The 18,294-nt window shown below is 64.1% G+C and carries 15 protein-coding genes; 5 read left to right on the forward strand and 10 right to left on the reverse strand.

The window, feature by feature from the left end; genetic code table 11:
* Positions 1 to 8 precede the first annotated feature (8 nt).
* The 5 genes from QVG61_RS07620 to QVG61_RS07640 form a co-directional block, all read right to left on the reverse strand.
* Positions 9 to 2,951 carry a DAHL domain-containing protein gene (locus QVG61_RS07620; protein WP_289930034.1) on the reverse strand — a complete coding sequence of 981 codons (2,943 nt, stop codon included), beginning with the start codon at positions 2,949 to 2,951 and terminating at the stop codon, positions 9 to 11.
* On the reverse strand, positions 2,948 to 3,979 hold the full coding sequence (locus QVG61_RS07625) for a cytochrome c peroxidase (protein ID WP_289930035.1): 1,032 nt from the start codon (positions 3,977 to 3,979) through the stop codon (positions 2,948 to 2,950). The genes QVG61_RS07620 and QVG61_RS07625 overlap by 4 nt, the downstream gene beginning before the upstream one ends.
* Positions 3,976 to 5,025, reverse strand: coding sequence for an HD domain-containing phosphohydrolase (locus QVG61_RS07630; protein ID WP_289930036.1), 1,050 nt, complete (start codon positions 5,023 to 5,025; stop codon positions 3,976 to 3,978). Before QVG61_RS07630 ends, QVG61_RS07625 begins: the two co-directional genes overlap by 4 nt.
* Before the next feature lie 52 nt (positions 5,026 to 5,077).
* Positions 5,078 to 6,655 carry a PAS domain-containing methyl-accepting chemotaxis protein gene (locus QVG61_RS07635; RefSeq protein ID WP_289930037.1) on the reverse strand — a complete coding sequence of 526 codons (1,578 nt, stop codon included), beginning with the start codon at positions 6,653 to 6,655 and terminating at the stop codon, positions 5,078 to 5,080.
* 68 nt (positions 6,656 to 6,723) lie between these two features.
* Positions 6,724 to 7,302 (reverse strand): response regulator, encoded by a 579-nt coding sequence (locus QVG61_RS07640; protein ID WP_289930038.1) that lies wholly within the window; start codon positions 7,300 to 7,302, stop codon positions 6,724 to 6,726.
* A 710-nt stretch (positions 7,303 to 8,012) separates the two neighbouring features.
* Between QVG61_RS07640 and QVG61_RS07645 the strand changes: the two genes are divergently transcribed.
* Both QVG61_RS07645 and infA read left to right on the forward strand, forming a co-directional pair.
* Positions 8,013 to 8,729 carry an arginyltransferase gene (locus QVG61_RS07645; RefSeq protein ID WP_289930039.1) on the forward strand — a complete coding sequence of 239 codons (717 nt, stop codon included), beginning with the start codon at positions 8,013 to 8,015 and terminating at the stop codon, positions 8,727 to 8,729.
* 99 nt (positions 8,730 to 8,828) lie between these two features.
* Entirely contained in the window at positions 8,829 to 9,047 is a 219-nt protein-coding gene (gene infA, locus QVG61_RS07650) for a translation initiation factor IF-1 (RefSeq protein ID WP_289930040.1), read from the forward strand.
* A gap of 24 nt (positions 9,048 to 9,071) precedes the next feature.
* On the opposite strand, the gene clpA is transcribed toward infA, so the two are convergent.
* Positions 9,072 to 11,333 (reverse strand): ATP-dependent Clp protease ATP-binding subunit ClpA, encoded by a 2,262-nt coding sequence (gene clpA, locus QVG61_RS07655; RefSeq protein WP_289930041.1) that lies wholly within the window; start codon positions 11,331 to 11,333, stop codon positions 9,072 to 9,074.
* 23 nt (positions 11,334 to 11,356) lie between these two features.
* Positions 11,357 to 11,680: an ATP-dependent Clp protease adapter ClpS gene (gene clpS, locus QVG61_RS07660; protein WP_289930042.1), complete on the reverse strand. Its 324-nt coding sequence runs from the start codon at positions 11,678 to 11,680 to the stop codon at positions 11,357 to 11,359.
* A 560-nt stretch (positions 11,681 to 12,240) separates the two neighbouring features.
* Between clpS and QVG61_RS07665 the strand changes: the two genes are divergently transcribed.
* Positions 12,241 to 12,459, forward strand: coding sequence for a cold-shock protein (locus tag QVG61_RS07665; protein ID WP_289930044.1), 219 nt, complete (start codon positions 12,241 to 12,243; stop codon positions 12,457 to 12,459).
* A 67-nt stretch (positions 12,460 to 12,526) separates the two neighbouring features.
* On the opposite strand, the gene icd is transcribed toward QVG61_RS07665, so the two are convergent.
* From icd to QVG61_RS07680, 3 genes are all read right to left on the reverse strand, one after another.
* Entirely contained in the window at positions 12,527 to 13,783 is a 1,257-nt protein-coding gene (gene icd, locus QVG61_RS07670) for an NADP-dependent isocitrate dehydrogenase (RefSeq protein ID WP_289930045.1), read from the reverse strand.
* A 549-nt stretch (positions 13,784 to 14,332) separates the two neighbouring features.
* On the reverse strand, positions 14,333 to 15,241 hold the full coding sequence (locus QVG61_RS07675; protein WP_289930046.1) for a hypothetical protein: 909 nt from the start codon (positions 15,239 to 15,241) through the stop codon (positions 14,333 to 14,335).
* A gap of 138 nt (positions 15,242 to 15,379) precedes the next feature.
* Positions 15,380 to 16,294, reverse strand: coding sequence for a hypothetical protein (locus QVG61_RS07680; protein ID WP_289930047.1), 915 nt, complete (start codon positions 16,292 to 16,294; stop codon positions 15,380 to 15,382).
* A gap of 356 nt (positions 16,295 to 16,650) precedes the next feature.
* Here QVG61_RS07680 and QVG61_RS07685 point away from each other — a divergent pair, with 356 nt between their 5' ends.
* Positions 16,651 to 17,112 carry an NUDIX hydrolase gene (locus QVG61_RS07685; protein WP_354671215.1) on the forward strand — a complete coding sequence of 154 codons (462 nt, stop codon included), beginning with the start codon at positions 16,651 to 16,653 and terminating at the stop codon, positions 17,110 to 17,112.
* Entirely contained in the window at positions 17,109 to 18,215 is a 1,107-nt protein-coding gene (gene mnmA, locus QVG61_RS07690; protein ID WP_289930049.1) for a tRNA 2-thiouridine(34) synthase MnmA, read from the forward strand. The genes QVG61_RS07685 and mnmA overlap by 4 nt, the downstream gene beginning before the upstream one ends.
* Positions 18,216 to 18,294 lie beyond the last annotated feature (79 nt).

Consider the following 18,294-nt stretch of genomic DNA (forward strand, 5'->3'; position numbering starts at 1 on the left):
GTCCTGCCTCAGGAAACCTCGACCAGCAAGCGATTGACCTCGGCCAGCAGCAGGGTAGCGGGCACCGGCTTGGCCAGGTAGGCGCGGATGCCGATCTTCTGCACCTCGGCCTCGTCCAGATATTCGCTGTAGCCGGTGCAGAGGATGATGGGGATCTCCGGCCGCAGCGCGAGGATTCTCCCCGCAAGCTCGGCACCGGTCAGCCCCGGCATGGTCTGATCGGTGATCACCAGATCGAAGCCCCGGGGGTCGGCGCTGAAGGTCTCCAGGGCCTGCCGGCCGTCGGCGCAGGTCACCGCCTGGTAACCATGGCTTTCCAGCAGCTCGGCCATGAAGCCGGCCACCGATCCCTCGTCGTCGACGATCAGTATCCGTCCGCCCGCATCCGGCGCCGGCTCCTGCTGGCCTTCCCCCCCTTCTCCGTCGCCCGCCTCCTTGGCTGCCGGCAGCAATACCCGGAACAGGGCGCCCTCCCCGGGCGCGGTCTCGACGATGATGTGTCCGCCGTGTTCGTGGACGATGCCGTGGACCATGGACAGGCCCATGCCGGTCCCCTTGCCCACGTCCTTGGTGGTATAGAAAGGATCGAACATGGAATCCACGACCTCGGGCTTGATCCCCGGGCCCGTGTCACCGATCCGCAGTTCCACGTAATCGCCGGCCACCACGGCATGGCAGGAAGCACAGACGGCATCCGACTCCCGGGTTCGCCGCAGGGTGATGGCGAGCCGGCCCTTGCCCTGCATGGCATCACGCGCGTTGATGCAGAGATTCATGATGATCTGGTGCATCTGCACGGGACCGATACGCACCTGCGGTACGTCGCTGCCGATTTCGATCTGCACCTCGATGCTGGACGGCAGGGTGGAGCCCAGAAGCTTCACCGCCTCCTTGACCATGGGTGCCAGATTCAGGGGGCTGGCATCATTGGCCCCGCTGCGGCTGAAGGCCAGCATCTGGGCGATCAGGTCCCGGGCCCGCTCCCCGGCGCGGTAGACCTCGGCCAGGTATTCGGCGAGCTTGCCTTCGCCATCGGGCGCAAAGCGTTCCAGGGCCAGACCGGTATAGCCCATGATCGAGGCCAGGATGTTGTTGAAGTCATGGGCGATGCCGCCGGTTAGCTGACCGATGGCCTCCATCTTCTGCGCCTGCTGCAACTGACGCTGCAACTGGTCGCGTTCCCGGTGCGATTGCAGGGCCTTGATGCCGAACTGCAGATCATCGGCCAGCTCCTGCAGCAGTATCTGTTCCTCCCCGTCGAAGGCATTGTCCGAGGCCGCATAGATGTTCAGCACGCCCCACACCCGCTCACCATCGACCAGCGGCAGGGCAATCGAGGAGGCGTAGCCCTGGCGCCGGGCCGCCTCGCGCCAGGGGGCGTAGAGCGGATCCTCGCCGGTATCCCTGACCACCTGACGACGGCCGCTGCGAATCGCCCGGCCACTCGGACCGCGGCCACGCTCGGAATCGTCCCAGCGGATGTCCAGCGAACGGAGATACGCCGGGTCGACGCCATGCCAGGCTACCGGCCTGACCTCCTTCGCGCCATTCTGTTCCGCCATGCCGACCCAGGCCATGCGGTAACCACCGACCTCGACGATGATGCGGCAGATCTCGGCGAACAGCTCCTCCTCGCTGTTGGCCCTCACCAGGACCTGGTTGGCCTCGCTCAGCACCCGCAGCGCCCGGTTGAGGCGTCGCAGGGAACGCTCGGTATGACGGCGTTCAGTGATGTCGTGCTTGATGGCGATGAAGTGGCTGATGTCACCGCGCTCGTCCCGCACCGGGGTGATGGTCTCCTCCTCTACGTACAACCGCCCATCCTTGCGCCGGTTGACCACTTCACCACACCAGACCTTGCCACCGAGAATGGTGTGCCACAGGTCTTCGAAGACCGTCCGGTCATGTATCCCGGAGTTGAGGAGACGCGGATTCCTGCCGACCGCCTCGTCACGGCCGTAGCCGGTCAGGCGGGTGAAGGCCTGGTTGACCCACTGGATGACGCCCTGCCGGTCGGTGATGATGATGGCATTGGCTGCCGCCTCCAGCGCCGAGGCCTGAAGGCGCAGTGTCTCCTGAGCCTGACTCATGGCATCCAGGGTGCGACGCAGGGTCCGGGTAGTGCTGTTGAGACGGAACAGCAGCCACATGAGGTAGAGGATCAGCAACAGGGAGGCGACATAGAGCACCATCCGATAGATGCGCGCCTGCTGCTGCTGGCGGTCGTGATATTGGCTGTAGGCGCCATAGAGCGCGTCGATGCGCCTGTCGACGGGCAGACTGAGGAGGTGGCGAACGGTTTCGTCCAGGGCCGACTTCTTGTCCAGCAGCAGGGTGGCGTGGGCGAACAGGTTGGATACTTCCGCCTGCAGCGTCGGCGTCAGACGTGACTGTTCGCGACGCAAGCCGTCGAGGATGGCGGCCACCCTGTCACGCTCAGCGCTGTCGCCACTTAGCAGGAAGATCAGCATGTGTTCCAGCAGGCCATCGAGGCGTTGCCGGATCATCGGCGCCTGATCACGGACGAGCTGCTTGAGCCGCATGCCGGCGCCAGGGAAGTAGTGCGCCGAATTCTTGAACAGCGCCTCCAGCGACATGAAGTCTCCGATCGCCTGCCGCTTGCTGCGTATCGTCTGTTCCAGGGCAGTCAGATTGACGCCGATGCCCTGCTCCGTCTTGCCGATGTCAAGCAGCAGCCCATGGAGCTCTCCCAGCGTGGCGGTGAGCGCCTTGAGCCGCCCGTTCATGCCGTCATAGTGGTTGACCAGCCCGTAGCGGACCTGCAGCATCTCCTGATCGAGATCGGTATTGAGTTGCTTGAGGCTGGCAACCGCGGCCTCGATGGCCTTGTAGTGCTCGCGATCGACGCTCTGGGTCTTGAGATAGACGAAGGTGAGAAACAGCAGCAGCAGACCACCCAGCGACAGGGGAAGAAACAGGGCCCGCCTCATCGCCGTTTCCCGTCGAGGGGACGTCCCTCATAGCTGCCGGTCAGGGTCTTGAGGAAGGCCAGGATGCGTGACAGATCGCGCTCGGGAATGATCCGCCCCAGCTGATAGCGGGCGACGAGGCGCACCGCCTGTTTCAGATCAGTGACCGAGCCATCGTGAAAATAGGGCGCGGTAACCGCCACGTTGCGCAGCGAGGGCACCCGGAACACGTGGCGATCCTGCTCTCGACCGGTCAGGGTGAAGCGCCCCAGGTCGGCGCTGCTGATCTCGTCACGGGCGGCGAAGAAATCCCCGAAGATGCCCAGCCGCTGGAACAGGTTGCCGCCCAGGTTGACCCCCTGATGACAGGCGGTGCAGCCATAGTCCTTGAACAGCTGGTAGCCCTGCTTCTCCTCGGCACTGAGCGCCGCCTCATCTCCCCGCAGATAACGATCGAAGCGTGAGCCGGGGGTCAGCAGGGTCCGCTCGAAACTGGCGATGGCATCGCGGACATTGGCCGGCGTGATGCCGTCGGCGTAGACCCGCTGGAATGCCTGGACATAGTCCTCGCGCGCCTTGAGCCGGGCAACGAGTTCGGGCCAGCTGGTGGCGAACTCCAGTTCTCCGCGGACCACGGAGTCGATCTGTTCCTCCAGTGAACCGGCACGCCCGTCCCAGAACTGGAAGGCATTCAGGCTGGCATTGAACACGGTCGGCGCGTTGACCAAATGCCTCTGCCCCGGGCGTACCACGGGACGCGCCACCCGCTGGGCACCGTTGTCCGCCAGGTCGTGGCAGGAGACGCAGGCCACCGCGCCATCAGCGGAGAGTATGGGGTCGTAGAACAGGCGTCGCCCCAGCTCCAGCTTGAGCGGGTCGACGACAGGGGGCGGCGGCAGGGGCAGAACCGGCTCGTTTCCCGCCGGCATCTGCGGCATGTCGGGCACCGTACCCGGATGGCCGGCCAGGGCAACGACGGGCAACAGCAGCCCCAGAAACAGAACCAGGCTCCGCTGCCAGTGAACGCGGAAAGTAAGAACCGTCTTCACCGCGTTTCCTGCCGACTGCCGGGCAGGCCGGCGATGAAAACGTCCTCGAAGATGCGCGCCCCCGGCCCCTCCGCCTCGTCCTCAGGGGGCAGCAGCTCGTCCGGCCGGTTGCGCAGGATGTCGAGGAACACGGCCGTGAGTTCCGGCTCGCGCCAGCCCTTGCTCACTTCCTCCTCGAAGGCGGCGATGATGCGCGCCAGCGGCCAGCGTTCCTTGTAGGGACGCTCGTGCGCCAGGGCATCATAGATGTCCACCAGTTGGAAGATGCGCGCCAGCAGCGGAATCTCCTCCCCCTTCAGGCCATCAGGGTAGCCGCTGCCATCCCAGCGTTCGTGATGGCTGCGGATGATGGGCACGGTGAGGCGCATGCTCTTCAGGCTGCTGCACAACTGGGCACCGATCACGGTGTGCTGGCGCATCACCTCCCATTCCTCGCCGCTCAGCGGCCCTGCCTTGAGCAGAATGGCATCGGGCACACCGAGCTTGCCGATATCGTGCAGGACCCCGCCACGGCGCAGCGCCAGCAGCTCCTCATCGGCCACCCCGAGGGTCTCGCCGAAGACCACCGCGGCATGGGCCAGGCGGGAGCAATGGTCGCCGGTATGGGTGTCCTTGGCCTCGACCATGCGGGCCAGGGTGAACAACAACGACTCCGCGCTATCGAGCTGGTCGGTGAGCCGCTTCTGGGTTATGGCGGCATTGACCCGCGCCATCAGCTCCAGCGGATTGTAGGGCTTGCGAATGAAATCGTTGGCACCGGCCCGCAGGCTGCGCGCCAGCTCGACGTGATCGTTACTGGCCGTGACCATGATGATCGGCAACAGGGACATTCCCAACTCGTTGCGAATCCTGCGGCACAGCTCGTCACCATCCATGCCCGGCATGCGCTTGTCCAGCAGGACGACGTCGAAATCCTCTTCGCGGAGCCGGTCCAGTGCCTCGAAGGCATCCTTCGCCTCGCGAACCAGATACTCTGCCCCGGAGAGGATCTCCTTCTCCAGCGAACGGTGACTTTCCTCGTCGTCGACGATCAATACCCGCTGCACATGCTTTCCGTTGCCGATTCCCTGGATCACAGCTTTTACCTCGCCTCTGTCCTCAACACCCGAACTGCTCGATCATCAATTTCAACCGGTTGGTTTCCGTTGCCAGGCCGGCGCTGTTCCGCGCACTCTCCCGTGCCCGCCCGGCGTTCTGTTCCGCCACCTGGCTGATGTTCACCACATTGCGGTTGATCTCCTCGGATACGGCGCTCTGTTCCTCGGCGGCAGCCGCGATCTGGGCGGTCATGTCAGTGATGGTACTGATGTCGCGCCGCAGCGAATCGAGCAGATCTCCCGCCGCAGCGACTTCCTCAAGCCCGGCCTGGGCGCTCTCCCGGCTGTCGCTCATGACCGAGGCGGCCTCGGTCACTGTCGTCTCCAGGCGTTCGATAACCGCCTTGATCTCCTCGGTTGAACAGCGCGTTCGTCCGGCAAGCGTCCGCACTTCATCCGCCACCACGGCAAAGCCGCGGCCCTGTTCACCCGCCCTCGCTGCCTCGATGGCCGCATTCAGGGCCAGCAGGTTGGTCTGTTCGGCGATGCCCTGGATGACATCGACCACCGAGCCGATCTTCTCGGTATCGGCGACCAGCCGGCGGATCACCGCCACCGCCGCCTCCACCTCCCCGGCCAGGCGTCCCATGCCAGCGGCACTGCGCTCGATGGCAGCCTGGCAGGCGCCCGTGTCACGGTCGGCCTGCTCGGTCGCTGCGGCGGTATTGACCGCATTGCCGGCCACCTCCTGTACCGTTGCGGCCATCTCGTGCATGGCCGAGGCAAGCTGGTCGATCTCGGACTGCTGCTGCTGTACCGATGCATCGGTCTGCTCGGCGACTGCGGCAACCTCCCCGGTTATCCCCTCCAGCTGCCCGGCGGCATCGCCGATCCGCCACACCACGGTGCGCATCTGGGCCTGCAGGGCATGGATGGCCAGCTGGAGATCCCCCAGCTCGTCACGTCGCCCGGTGTAGACCTGGCGGGCCACCGGATTGTGGAACAGCTCCCTGGCCTTCTGCGCCGCCCGACGCCAGGGGCGGGACAGCCAGTCGGCAGCCAACAGGCTGGCCGCCAAGCCGACGCCGGCCGCCAGCGCCAGGGCCGTCCCCCCGCCTCCCGCCAGGCTGCTGGCTGCCAGCACCGGCATCAGTACCCCCACTTGGGCCAGGAACAGCTTCCAACGCATCCCGCCTGGCAACTTCCCGGCCCAGCGCCGCCACCCGCTCTGGCCACCGTTCAGGGCACGATACAAATGTTCGGCGCGTTCCACCAGATCCGGCTCCGGCTTGACACGCACGGACTGGTAGCCCGTCACCCTGCCGTCTTCGAAGATCGGCGTGACATAGGCATCGACCCAGTAATGGTCCCCGTTCTTGGCCCGATTCTTGACGATCCCCATCCAGGACTTGCCTGCCTTGAGATCATCCCAGAGGTTGGCAAAGGCCGCCGGCGGCATATCCGGATGGCGCACCACATTGTGATTCCTGCCGATCAGCTCTTCCCGGGAGAAACCGCAAACCTCGACGAAGTCTTCATTAGCATAGTCAATGATTCCCTTGAGATTCGTCGTCGATACGATGTGGATGTCTGCTGAATAGCTTCTTTCAACACCCGTTACCGGAAAATTCTTTTTCATCAAAAAACCTCTAAACAGCACTAACAGGATTTCGATCATGGCGGGGCCGATGCCGCTCGGTCGCCCTCTTATCCAGGCCCGGCCAACCCCATTTCCTTCAACAGCAGATCCCTGTCGAGCGGCTTGGACAGGCAGGCATCGGCACCCGACGCCCGTGCCCAGCGCACGTTCTCCGGCGTGTGATAGCCGGTCATGGTGATGACGCGGACAGCCTCGCCGCCATTCCCTTCCTTGATCTGGCGGCACACACTGAAGCCATCCATGCCGGGCATCATGAGATCCAGCAACACGATCTGGGGCCTGAATTCGATCAGCTTGCGACCCGCTTCGAAACCGTCGAAGGCCGACTCGGTGAGCAGCGGCTCCGGCAGGCTGGCCAGCCACTCCAGCAGGAAACCCACCAGCTGGCGGTCGTCGTCCACCACCAGCACCCGAGTCCCGCCGCCGACACCCTCCTGCGCCCGGCGCAGCCGCTCGACCTCCGCGCGGGGAAAGCGGCGATGTCCGCCAGGGGTGGTGACGAAGGACAGCTTGCCCTGCGCCGCCCAATGGCGGACAGTGACCGGGGAGACGTGCAGCAGGCTGGCCACCTGATGGGGGCTCAGGTAGTCCTCGGTGGGCGGCTTGTCGGTGTCGTCAGGGGCCATCAGGGGTCGCCTCTGTGAAAACCCGCTATATCGATAATAGCGGATTTATCGGATTTAGCGATTTTATCGTCAGACCAGCGGGATGCTTTAGCCAGGATATTGCACGAAGAATTCGAGTTTCAGGGCGAATCTGGCCAAGCAGTCTGTTCGATCGCCCGCCGAAGCATGGCCGTAGCTAGGGTTCAAGGGGGATCGGACAAAATGCGGCGCCAGATTTGCTCTGAACTCGAACAGGCACAAACTGCAACAGGGCACAATCGCTCGCATAGGGAATTACCGCCTTGATAAATAAGGGAATAATTACGCATTCAAGGCCGCCTTCGTGCAATATGCGGGCTAGACCCACCCGGGATCGCGGCCTGGAGGCCGCTCCTACGGGGCATTGCGGCACCATGGTGGGAGCGGCCTCCAGGCCGCGATAGGCGTGATGTTAACAGGCCCCAGGAGTCTGCCGGATTCAGACGATCGTAGCGAGCAGGGTGGGAGATTCGGGCCGCTCTCCCAGCCGCGCAGCAGATCAGCCCTGAGTCCGACAGGCTGCTAGCCCGGATATTGCACCAAGGCGGTCAGCATGATCGGCATTGAGGCTGTTATACAAGGCCGAGATGACCATGAGAGGGCCGTTTGGGCAGGTTACACTTTGTATCTGTTCGATGTCAGGATGAATCCTTGATGCAATATGCGGGCTCGTGAAAAATCCGGAACAGACAGTGATCAGACTGCTGCAGGACCCTCCCCACCCCTGCAGCTATCTGGCAGGCCACGAGGCCAGCAACCAATGGGCGGATCCGGCACGGATCGACAACCGGGTGTATGGCCGGCTGCTGGCGCATGGCTTCCGGCGCAGCGGCAGCCATGTCTACCGACCGGCCTGCCCCGCCTGCCAGGCCTGCGTCCCCGTGCGCCTGGCGGTGAGCGATTTCCGGCCGGCGCGCCGGCACCGGCGCTGCCTGCGCCGCAACGCCGATCTCGAACAGCGGATACTGCCGGGGCGCTTCAGCGAGGAATACTTCGCCCTCTACCGGCGCTACCTCGACCAGCGCCACCCGGGGGGCGGGATGGAGAACCCGGCAGCGGCGGACTTCCGGAATTTCCTGCTCGGCAACTGGAGCGAGACCCTGTTCATCGAATTCCGGGACCGCGGACGGCTGCTGGCGGTGGCGGTCAGCGACCAGGTCGAGGACGCCCTGTCGGCGGTCTATACCTTCTATGACCCGGACGAGAGTCCCCGCGGCCTCGGCACGCTGGCGATCCTCGCCCAGATCGGGGCGGCCCGGCAGCGCGGCCTCGACTGGCTGTATCTCGGCTACTGGATCGCGGCCTCGCCGAAGATGGCCTACAAGGCAGGCTTCCGCCCCCTGCAGGGGCTGCGCGACGGCCGCTGGGAGGCGCTGCAGGCGGACGGGGGCTGGACCGGCGCGCCTTGAAAAGCGCCGGCTTGGCGCAATATGCGGGATAATGATTCCTGTTCGTCGGCGGAGCCGGTATAATGCGCGCTCCCGAGATCACAGGTGCTGATGCAACCCATGGCGAAAGAAGACCACATCGAGATGGAAGGCACGGTCATCGAGACCCTGCCCAACACGACTTTCCGCGTCCAGCTTGAGAACGGTCACGTGGTGACCGCCCACATCTCCGGCAAGATGCGCAAGCACTACATCCGCATCCTCACCGGGGACAAGGTCACCGTGCAGCTGACCCCTTACGATCTGAGCAAGGGCCGCATCGTCTACCGTTCCCGCTGAACATCGCCTGCGGCAACGTCCGCCTCAGGCCTTCTCCGCCGTCTCCGGGATCTCGATCAGCAAGGCATCCTCACCCAGCCGCACCCGCACGTGGCCGCCATTGGCCAGACGCCCGAACAGCAACTCCTCGGCCAGTTGTTTCTTGATGTGCTCCTGCACCACCCGGGCCATCGGCCGGGCGCCCATCTTCGGGTCGTAGCCCTTCTCCGCCAGCCACAGCCGCGCCTCGTCGTCGACCTCCAGCGAGACCCCCTTCTCGTGTAGCTGGGCCTCCAGCTCGAAGATGAACTTGTTCACCACCTGGGCCACCACGGTCGGGTCCAGCTGGCGGAACTGGATCACCGCATCCAGCCGGTTGCGGAACTCCGGCGTGAACAGGCGACGGATCGCCTCCATGCCGTCCGGGGCATGATCCTGCGGGGTGAAGCCGATCGAGGGCCGGTCCATCTCCGAGGCGCCGGCGTTGGTGGTCATGATCAGGATCACGTTGCGGAAGTCGGCCTTGCGACCGTTGTTGTCGGTCAGGGTACCGTGGTCCATCACCTGCAGCAGCAGGTTGAAGACCTCGGGATGGGCCTTCTCGATCTCGTCCAGCAGCACCACGGCATGCGGATGCTTGAGCACCTCGTCGGTCAGCAGCCCGCCCTGGTCGAAGCCGACATAGCCGGGCGGCGCACCGATCAGCCGCGACACCGTGTGCCGCTCCATGTATTCGGACATGTCGAAGCGGATCAGTTCGATGCCGAGCTGCAGCGCCAGCTGGCGGGTGACCTCGGTCTTGCCGACACCGGTCGGTCCGGCAAACAGGAAGGATCCGATCGGCTTCTGCGCGTTGCCCAGCCCGGAACGCGACATCTTGATCGCCGCCACCAGTGAATCGATGGCCTCGTCCTGGCCATAGATGACCATCTTCAGGTCGCGGTCCAGCTGGCGCAGCTTGTCCTTGTCGTTGCTGGACACACTCTTCGGCGGAATGCGGGCGATCTTGGAGACGATACGCTCGATATCACCGGCGCCGATGGTCCTGCGGCGGCGTGAAGGCGGCAGCAGGCGCTGACTGGCACCGGCCTCGTCGATGACGTCGATCGCCTTGTCCGGCAGATGGCGGTCGTTGATGTAGCGCTCCGACAGCTCGGCGGCAAGGCGCAGCGCCTTGCTGGAATACCTGACGTCGTGGTGTTCCTCGAATGCCGACTTCAGGCCCTTGAGGATCTGCACCGTCTCCTCCACCGTCGGCTCGCGCACGTCGATCTTCTGGAAACGCCGCGCCAGGGCACGGTCCTTCTCGAAGATGCCACGGTACTCCTGGTAGGTGGTGGAACCGATGCACTTGAGTTCCCCGGAGGCGAGCATCGGCTTGATCAGGTTGGAGGCGTCCATCACCCCGCCCGAGGCGGCACCGGCGCCGATGATGGTGTGGATCTCGTCGATGAACAGGATCGCCCCCGGCTCCTTCTTCAACTGGGCGAGCACCGCCTTGAGCCGCTTCTCGAAGTCGCCACGGTACTTGGTGCCGGCCACCAGGGCGCCGAGATCCAGGGAATAGATGACTCCGTCGGCCAGCACCTCCGGTACCTCGCCATCGACGATCATCCGTGCCAGGCCCTCGGCCAGGGCAGTCTTGCCGACCCCGGCCTCGCCGACGAACAGCGGGTTGTTCTTGCGCCGCCGGCAGAGGATCTGCACGGTGCGTTCGATCTCCTCGCGGCGGCCGATCAGCGGGTCGATCTTGCCCTGCCGGGCCTGCTCGTTGAGATTGGTGGCGAACTGTTCCAGCGGGCTGGCCTTGCCGCCGCTGTCGCCGGACTCGCCCTCCTCCGTGGCGGAGGGCATCTCGTCAGGCTGTTCCTCAGAGATCTTGGAGATGCCGTGGGAGATGTAGTTGACCACGTCGAGGCGGGTCACCGACTGCTTGTTGAGAAAATAGACGGCCTGGGATTCCTGCTCGCTGAAGATCGCCACCAGCACGTTGGCACCGGTCACCTCCTTCTTGCCGGAGGACTGCACATGGAATACGGCACGCTGCAGGACACGCTGGAAACCGAGCGTCGGCTGGGTGTCGCGGCTGTCGTCCAGGGGCAGCAGGGGGGTGGTCTCGTCGAGGAAGTTCTGCAACTCCTGCTTCAGCACCTGGAGATCGGCGCCGCAGGCACGCAGCACCTCGGCCGCGGCAGGGTTGTCGAGCAGCGCCAGCAGCAGGTGCTCGACGGTCATGAATTCGTGACGCTTGTCGCGCGCCTCCTTGAAGGCGAGATTGAGGGTGAATTCAAGATCCTTGCTCAACATGACCGGTTACCTCTTTGCTGCTGTCAGGCTTCCTCCATGGTGCATAACAGCGGGTGCTGATGTTCGCGGGAATAGTCGTTGACCTGGGCCACCTTGGTCTCGGCTATCTCGCGCGTATAGACACCGCACACCCCCTTGCCGCGGGTGTGCACATGGAGCATGACCTGGGTCGCCTGCTCGCGGTTCATGCGGAAGAACCGTTCCAGTATTTCTACCACGAATTCCATCGGCGTGTAGTCGTCGTTGAGCAGGACCACCTTGTACAGCGGCGGCGGCTTGAGTCTGGGTTTGGCCTCCTCGACGGCGAGACCATCATCGCGGTGATGTTCGATACGTTCCTGCCCCATGTCACGATTCTAACCGATTCCAGGGGGCTTGTGCCGCCGCAGCGGGCTGCGGGACCGCCCATTTCCACAGCCGATCGCGGGTAAAGGCAATATTAACCCGGCAAGGGTTTACATTATATTCAGCGCCTTGGATTCGTGTCGGATCAAGGCGCGGTGCGCAGGCAAGGGCCATTCCCTTGGCAAGCGCCGCAACACCGAGCCGGCGCGACTCCAAAGCGCCCAAGCTCTTGAAGAGTAAACAAGGTTGGGCCACAGCCAGCGCTCCCACAGCTGCGTTGGCCAGACTGGCCGCAGAATGACTGCGGCGGCGCCTGTCCGCCTTGCTGTGGGAACGCTGGCTGTGGCTGAATGCAATGTAAACCCTTGCCGGGTTAATAAATACTTGACTAATTTCCTCTGCTGGATAACAGTTTGCCAGGAGCGGCAACCGCGAGGGGGTGCCGCGCAGTCACTGCCCGAGACGGCCACGCCGGTCATATACAAAACGCGGCGGGAAGGGCGGTATGCAGGAAGGGAAAGCGGACTCCAAGATCCGTTCGTATAATGGAGGTTATCCGAAGATGCCGATCGGTACAGTCAAGTGGTTCAGCAATGCAAAGGGTTATGGCTTCATCGAGCCGGAGGGCGGTGGTGAAGACGTCTTCGCCCATTTCTCGGCCATCGAGGCAGAGGGCTACCGGACCCTGAAGGAAGGTCAGAAGGTCAGCTACGAGGTCAACCAGGGTCCCAAGGGGCTGCAAGCCAGCAGCATCCGTACGGAAGACGGCCCACCCGCCTGAACCAACGAGGCCCCTGGCGCGGCCTGCGCCAGGGGCCCCTCTCACCGCAACTGTCGACGCGGCTTCGCTACATGTTGGCGATCACGGCGTCGCCGTAGGCCGAACAGCTCAGCTCGGTGGCGCCGTCCAGCGCCCGCGCCAGATCGAAGGTCACCTGCTTGGAAGCGATGGCCCCCGCCACGCCCTTGACCACCCGGTCGGCTGCCTCCTGCCAGTCGATGTGGCGCAGCAGCATCTCGGCCGAAAGAATCAGCGAGCTGGGATTGGCCAGGTCCTTGCCGGCGACGTCAGGGGCCGTGCCGTGGGTGGCCTCGAACAGGCCGACCTTATCGGACAGATTGGCGCCCGGGGAGATGCCGATGCCGCCGACCTGGGCCGCCGCCGCATCGGAGATGTAGTCGCCGTTCAGGTTGAGGGTGGCGATCACGTCGCAATCCTCGGGATCGAGCAGGATCTTCTGCAGGAAGGCATCGGCGATGACGTCCTTGACCACGATCTCCCGGCCCGTCTTGGGGTTGCCGAAACTGAGCCAGGGTCCACCGTCCTTTTCGGTCGCGCCGAACTCGCGCCGCGCCAGATCGTAGCCCCAGTTCTTGAAGGCCCCCTCGGTGAACTTCATGATGTTGCCCTTGTGCACCAGGGTCACCGAGTCGCGATCCTGGTCGATGGCATACTGCAGGGCCTTGCGCACCAGCCGCTCGGTACCTTCCTGCGAAACCGGCTTGACACCAATCCCCGAGGTCTCCGGAAAACGGATCTTCTCGACGCCCATCTCCTCCTGCAGGAAGCGGATGACGCGCTGCGCCTCGGCGCTGCCGGCCGGCCACTCGATGCCGGCATAGATGTCCTCCGAGTTCTCGCGGAAGATCACCATGTCGGTCTTCTCCGGCTCGCGCAGCGGACTCGGCGTGCCGTCGTAATAACGCACCGGGCGCAGGCAGACGTAGAGGTCGAGCTGCTGGCGCAGCGCCACGTTGAGGGAGCGGATGCCTCCGCCGACCGGCGTGGTCAGCGGCCCCTTGATGGCCACCGCGTAGTCACGGATCGCCTCCACCGTCTCCTCCGGCAGCCAGGTGTTCTCGCCATAGACCCGGTTGGCCTTCTCCCCGGCGAAGATCTCCATCCAGGCGATCCGCCGTTGGCCACCATAGGCCTTCTCCACCGCGGCATCGATCACCTTGAGCATCACCGGGGTGATGTCGACGCCGATGCCGTCGCCCTCGATGTAGGCCACGATGGGCCGATCCGGCACCTTGAGTGAATTGTCGTCGTTGACCGTAATGCGCTCGCCGTCGGCGGGAATGGAGATGTGTTGATAGGCCATGGATCGGACACCTTTCTCTGGCTTGAAACAGCGGGCGATTCTAGCACCTCGCCGGGGACGGCGCGAACCGGGATGATGACCGAATCCCATGACCGGGAAGACACGGAAACCACCATCCTTGGTGCAATATGCGGGCTAGCAGCCTGTCGGACTCAGGACTGATCTACTGCGCGGGTGGGAGAGCGGCCCGAATCTCCCCGATTTCTCGTTGCGTAGTGCCCACTATGCGCCTCGAAATCGTGAAGATTCGTTCTCGTTCTCCCTCCCTGCTCGCTACGATCGCCTAAGTCCGACAGGCTGCTAGCAGCCTGTCGTGATCGCGGCCTGGAGGCCGCTCCTACACCAAATTACGTCGCCATGCCCCGTAGGAGCGGCCTCCAGGCCGCGATTGGGCGGGATCCCCGGTGGCCATGCCGGCCGCATTTGCCGCGGCTGGCCGCGCCCGTGGCCGTTCATTCTTTGGTGGATTTCGTGGGTTTCGTGGCCAACAACAAAAACCCCCCTGCCGAGGCAGGGGGTCCGTTTGAAGGAAACGTGCTGGCGGAAAACTCAGTCTTCGCCGCCGGCCGCCTCGATCAGCGCTTCCTCGATGGCATTCGGCGCGCACATGATGTTGAAGAAGGTGGCCCCGGTCTCGCTCTGCAGCATCGGCAGGTGCGGCCAGCTGATGGCGATGCGGAAACGGGCATAGAGGGCATAGACCTCATCACCGGAGACCAGCATCTCATAAGGCAGATGCGCCGTGGAACGCGGCCGGTCCTTGTCGATGCGACTCATGATGTACTCGTCGCCCGAACAGTTGTCGGCCGTCAGCGCCACGCCGAACACCGTCTCCTGCTTGCCCGGGATGTCGATGCGGTACACCTTGCGCACGCCGCCGCGCCCTTCGGCCAGGCCCTGCTCCACGGCTGCCACGGCCTCCTCATAGCTGTCGTACTCGGCCAGCTCGCTGGGGTCGTCGAAGTACTCCATGCCGAACATGTAGTGATATTCACGCAGGTCCTCGGCGGTCAGCTGCTTGTCGCCGGTTCCGAAGTCCTGCTGCCGGCCGAGGGCCTGCTGCAGGGCGGCCTTGACCTGCTCCGCGTCGGACAGATCGTTCAGGCGGTAGGCATTGGCCCAGTAGACGGGATTGGTGTAGGAAACCTCGATCTCGTCGCCGATCTTGGTGACAGCGACCCGCATGGCGGCGCCATAGCCACCGAACTCGGAACTCGCGGCGGCCTTCTTCAGGGAATCGTTGCTGACCGCAATGACCGCGGCACCCGCATAGGGGGTGTAGTCGCCGGCAATCTCGAAACCGGCCGCCTGGAGCTTGCCCTTCACCTCCTCGACCACCGCCTCCAGCTCACCGCTGGTGGTGTAGCCCAGGGTGAAGGGCTTGAGATACACCTCGGCCATGGCCAGGGAACTGCCGGCGATGAAGATCAGGCCGGCCATGAAAAACTTTCTGAACATTGCGATCATAGTACTTCCTTTGCCCTCAGGGGTTTCGATTGGCTTGCGGGAAACGCTGGCCTGGACCGGCGCCCCAACTGAAGAAGTCCCCGCAGATGCGGGGACTTCCGGGTACTGCTCGGATCCTCGGTTTCAGGATCAGATCTCGCCACCGGCCGCCTGGACCAGTGCTTCCTCAATGGCGTTCGGGGCGCACATGATATTGAAGAAGGTGGCACCGGTGTCGCTCTGGATCATCGGCAGATGCGGCCAGCTCACGGCGATACGGAAGCGGGCATAGAGCGCATAGACATCACCGCCGGAGACCAGAATCTCGTAGGGCAGATGGCCGGTGGAGCGGATCTTGTCGCGGTCGACGCGGCTCATGATGTACTGGTCGCCGGAGCAGCCGTCACTGAGGGCCACACCGAACACCGTCTCTTCCTTGCCGGGGATGTCGATGCGGTACACCTTGTGCGCCCCGCCCTTGCCCTGGGCCAGACCTTCTTCCACAGCGGCGATGGCCTCATCATAGCTGTCATACTCGGCCAGCTCGCTGGGGTCGTCGAAGTACTCCATGCCGAACATGTAGTGGTACTTGCGCAGATCCTGGGCGCTGAGCTGCTTCTCGCCAGTGCCGTAGGATTCCTTCTTGCCCAGCGCCTGTTCCAGCTTGGACTCGGCCTTTTCCAGATTGGCGGTATCGCTGATGCGATAGGCGTTGCCGTAGTAAACCGGGTTGGTGTAGGAGACCTGGATCTCGTTACCCACCTTGGTAATGGTGACGCGCTGACCGGCGACATAGCCACCGTCCTCGCTGCTGGCAGCGGCCTTCTTCAGCTCATCGTTGGTGATGGCCAGGACCATGGCGCCGTCATAGGGGGTGTAGCTGCCGGCGATCTCGAAGCCTGCGGCGAGGACCTTCTGCTTGACCTCGTCGGCCACGGCAGCCATGTCACCCGTGGTGGTATAGGCCAGATTGAAGGGCTTGAGGATATCGGCGGCGAAGCTGGCACCGGCGGTGGCGGTGAAGAGGGCGCCAGCAAGACAGATCTTCTTGGATACGGAAAGCATGTACGGACTCCTCCAAAATTTTTTTGTGAGCATGACGCCGGGATTTTGAACCAGCCCCGGTCGTCCTTCCCTGTGGCATTCGGCCTGGCAACACCGCCATGTGGCGATTTCCCTGCCCTGCCATGGCAGATAGTTATTACCCTGGCTCAGGGGAAAGTCAAGAAATAAATGACAGAATTTCGACTTCTGGTGAAACGCCCTGTCTAAGGCGCTGAATAACCATTTTTATTAGCTTCTGTTGATATACTTATTGGCTAGGGATGAGGGATCCGCCAGGCCCTGCTCACACCCTGTGCGGCAAAGCGGATTTCTGCCACTATTCGTCTGCCCGAACCGACTCGGCGGGCACCTGCGGAATCGATATCATGGTCTGGAAACCCCACGTCACCGTTGCCGCCGTCATCGAACGCCAGGGCTGCTTCCTGCTGGTGGAGGAACGCATCGAGGGCCGGCTGCGCCTCAACCAGCCGGCCGGCCACCTGGAAGCGGGCGAGGATCTGTGCCAGGCGGTGCAACGCGAGGTCCTGGAGGAAACCGCCCACCGCTTCACGCCCGAGACCCTGGTCGGCATCTATCTCTGGCGCCACGGCAGCCACGGCGAGACCTTTCTGCGCGCCACCTTTGCCGGACACGCGGAGGGTCCGCTCGAGGGTCATGTCCTGGATACGGACATCCAGAGGACGCTGTGGCTCGATGCCGACCAGCTTCGCCGGCGCCAGAACCAGTGGCGCAGCCCGCTGGTGATGCGCGCGGTGGAGGACTATCTGGCGGGGCACCGCTATCCGCTGTCCCTGTTGGTGGGGATGCTGGAAGGATGAACCGGGGTCGGCGGGTGATGGTCGGTCTGTCCGGCGGCGTCGACTCGGCAGTCGCCGCCCTGCTGCTGCAGCGCCAGGGCTACCGGGTCGAGGCCCTGTTCATGAAGAACTGGGAGGAGGACGACCGCGAGGGTCACTGCCCGGTGGCCCAGGATCTGGCCGACGCCGAGGCGGTCGCCGGGCGGCTGGGGATCCGCCTGCACAAGATCAACTTCGCCGCCGAATACTGGGACCGGGTGTTCGAGCACTTCCTGGCGGAATACCGCGCCGGCCGCACCCCCAATCCGGATGTGATGTGCAACAAGGAGATCAAGTTCCGCGCCTTTCTCGACTACGCCCTGTCACTCGGCGCGGAGGCCATCGCCACCGGTCACTATGCCCGCATCCGCCAGGACAGGCAGGGCTGGCACCTGCTCAAGGGTGTCGACCCGAACAAGGACCAGAGCTATTTCCTCTACCTGCTCGACCAGAGCCAGCTGGCACGCAGCCTGTTCCCGCTCGGCACACTGGAGAAACCCGAGGTCCGGCGCATCGCCGAGCAGGCGGGCTTCCCCAACTTCGCCAAGAAGGACAGCACCGGCATCTGCTTCATTGGCGAACGCCGTTTCCGCGATTTCCTGCAACGTTACCTGCCGGCCCAGCCCGGCGACATCTGCACGCCGGAGGGCCGGGTGATCGGCCGCCACCAGGGACTGATGTACCACACCATCGGTCAACGCCAGGGTCTGGGTATCGGCGGCCTCGCCGAGGCCGGCGGCGACCCCTGGTACGTCGCGGCCAAGGATCTCGATCACAACCGCCTGATCGTGGTCCAGGGACGCGACCATCCCCTGCTGCTGCACCGCGCCCTGCGCCTGGGCGACCTGCACTGGATCCCCGGGAAACCGCCGCAACACCCCCGCCGCTGCACTGCGAAGATCCGCTACCGCCAGGACGACCGGCCCTGCATCCTCAGCCGGCTGGACGAGAGCCGCTGGCAGGTGGTCTTCGACCAGCCGCAGCGGGCGATCACGCCCGGACAGGCCATCGTCTTCTACGACGGCGAGGAATGCCTGGGCGGGGGGACTATAGAGGAAGCGATGGATATGGGAGCTGGGAGCTAGGAATCCAGAATCCAGAAGCTGGAAGCTGGAAGCCGGAATGGGGTTCGTTGCCGATTGCATTCCCCGCGTCAGCCGTGTA

Origin of the sequence: Thiohalobacter sp. IOR34, assembly GCF_030406045.1 — a bacterium.
Lineage (GTDB): Bacteria > Pseudomonadota > Gammaproteobacteria > Thiohalobacterales > Thiohalobacteraceae.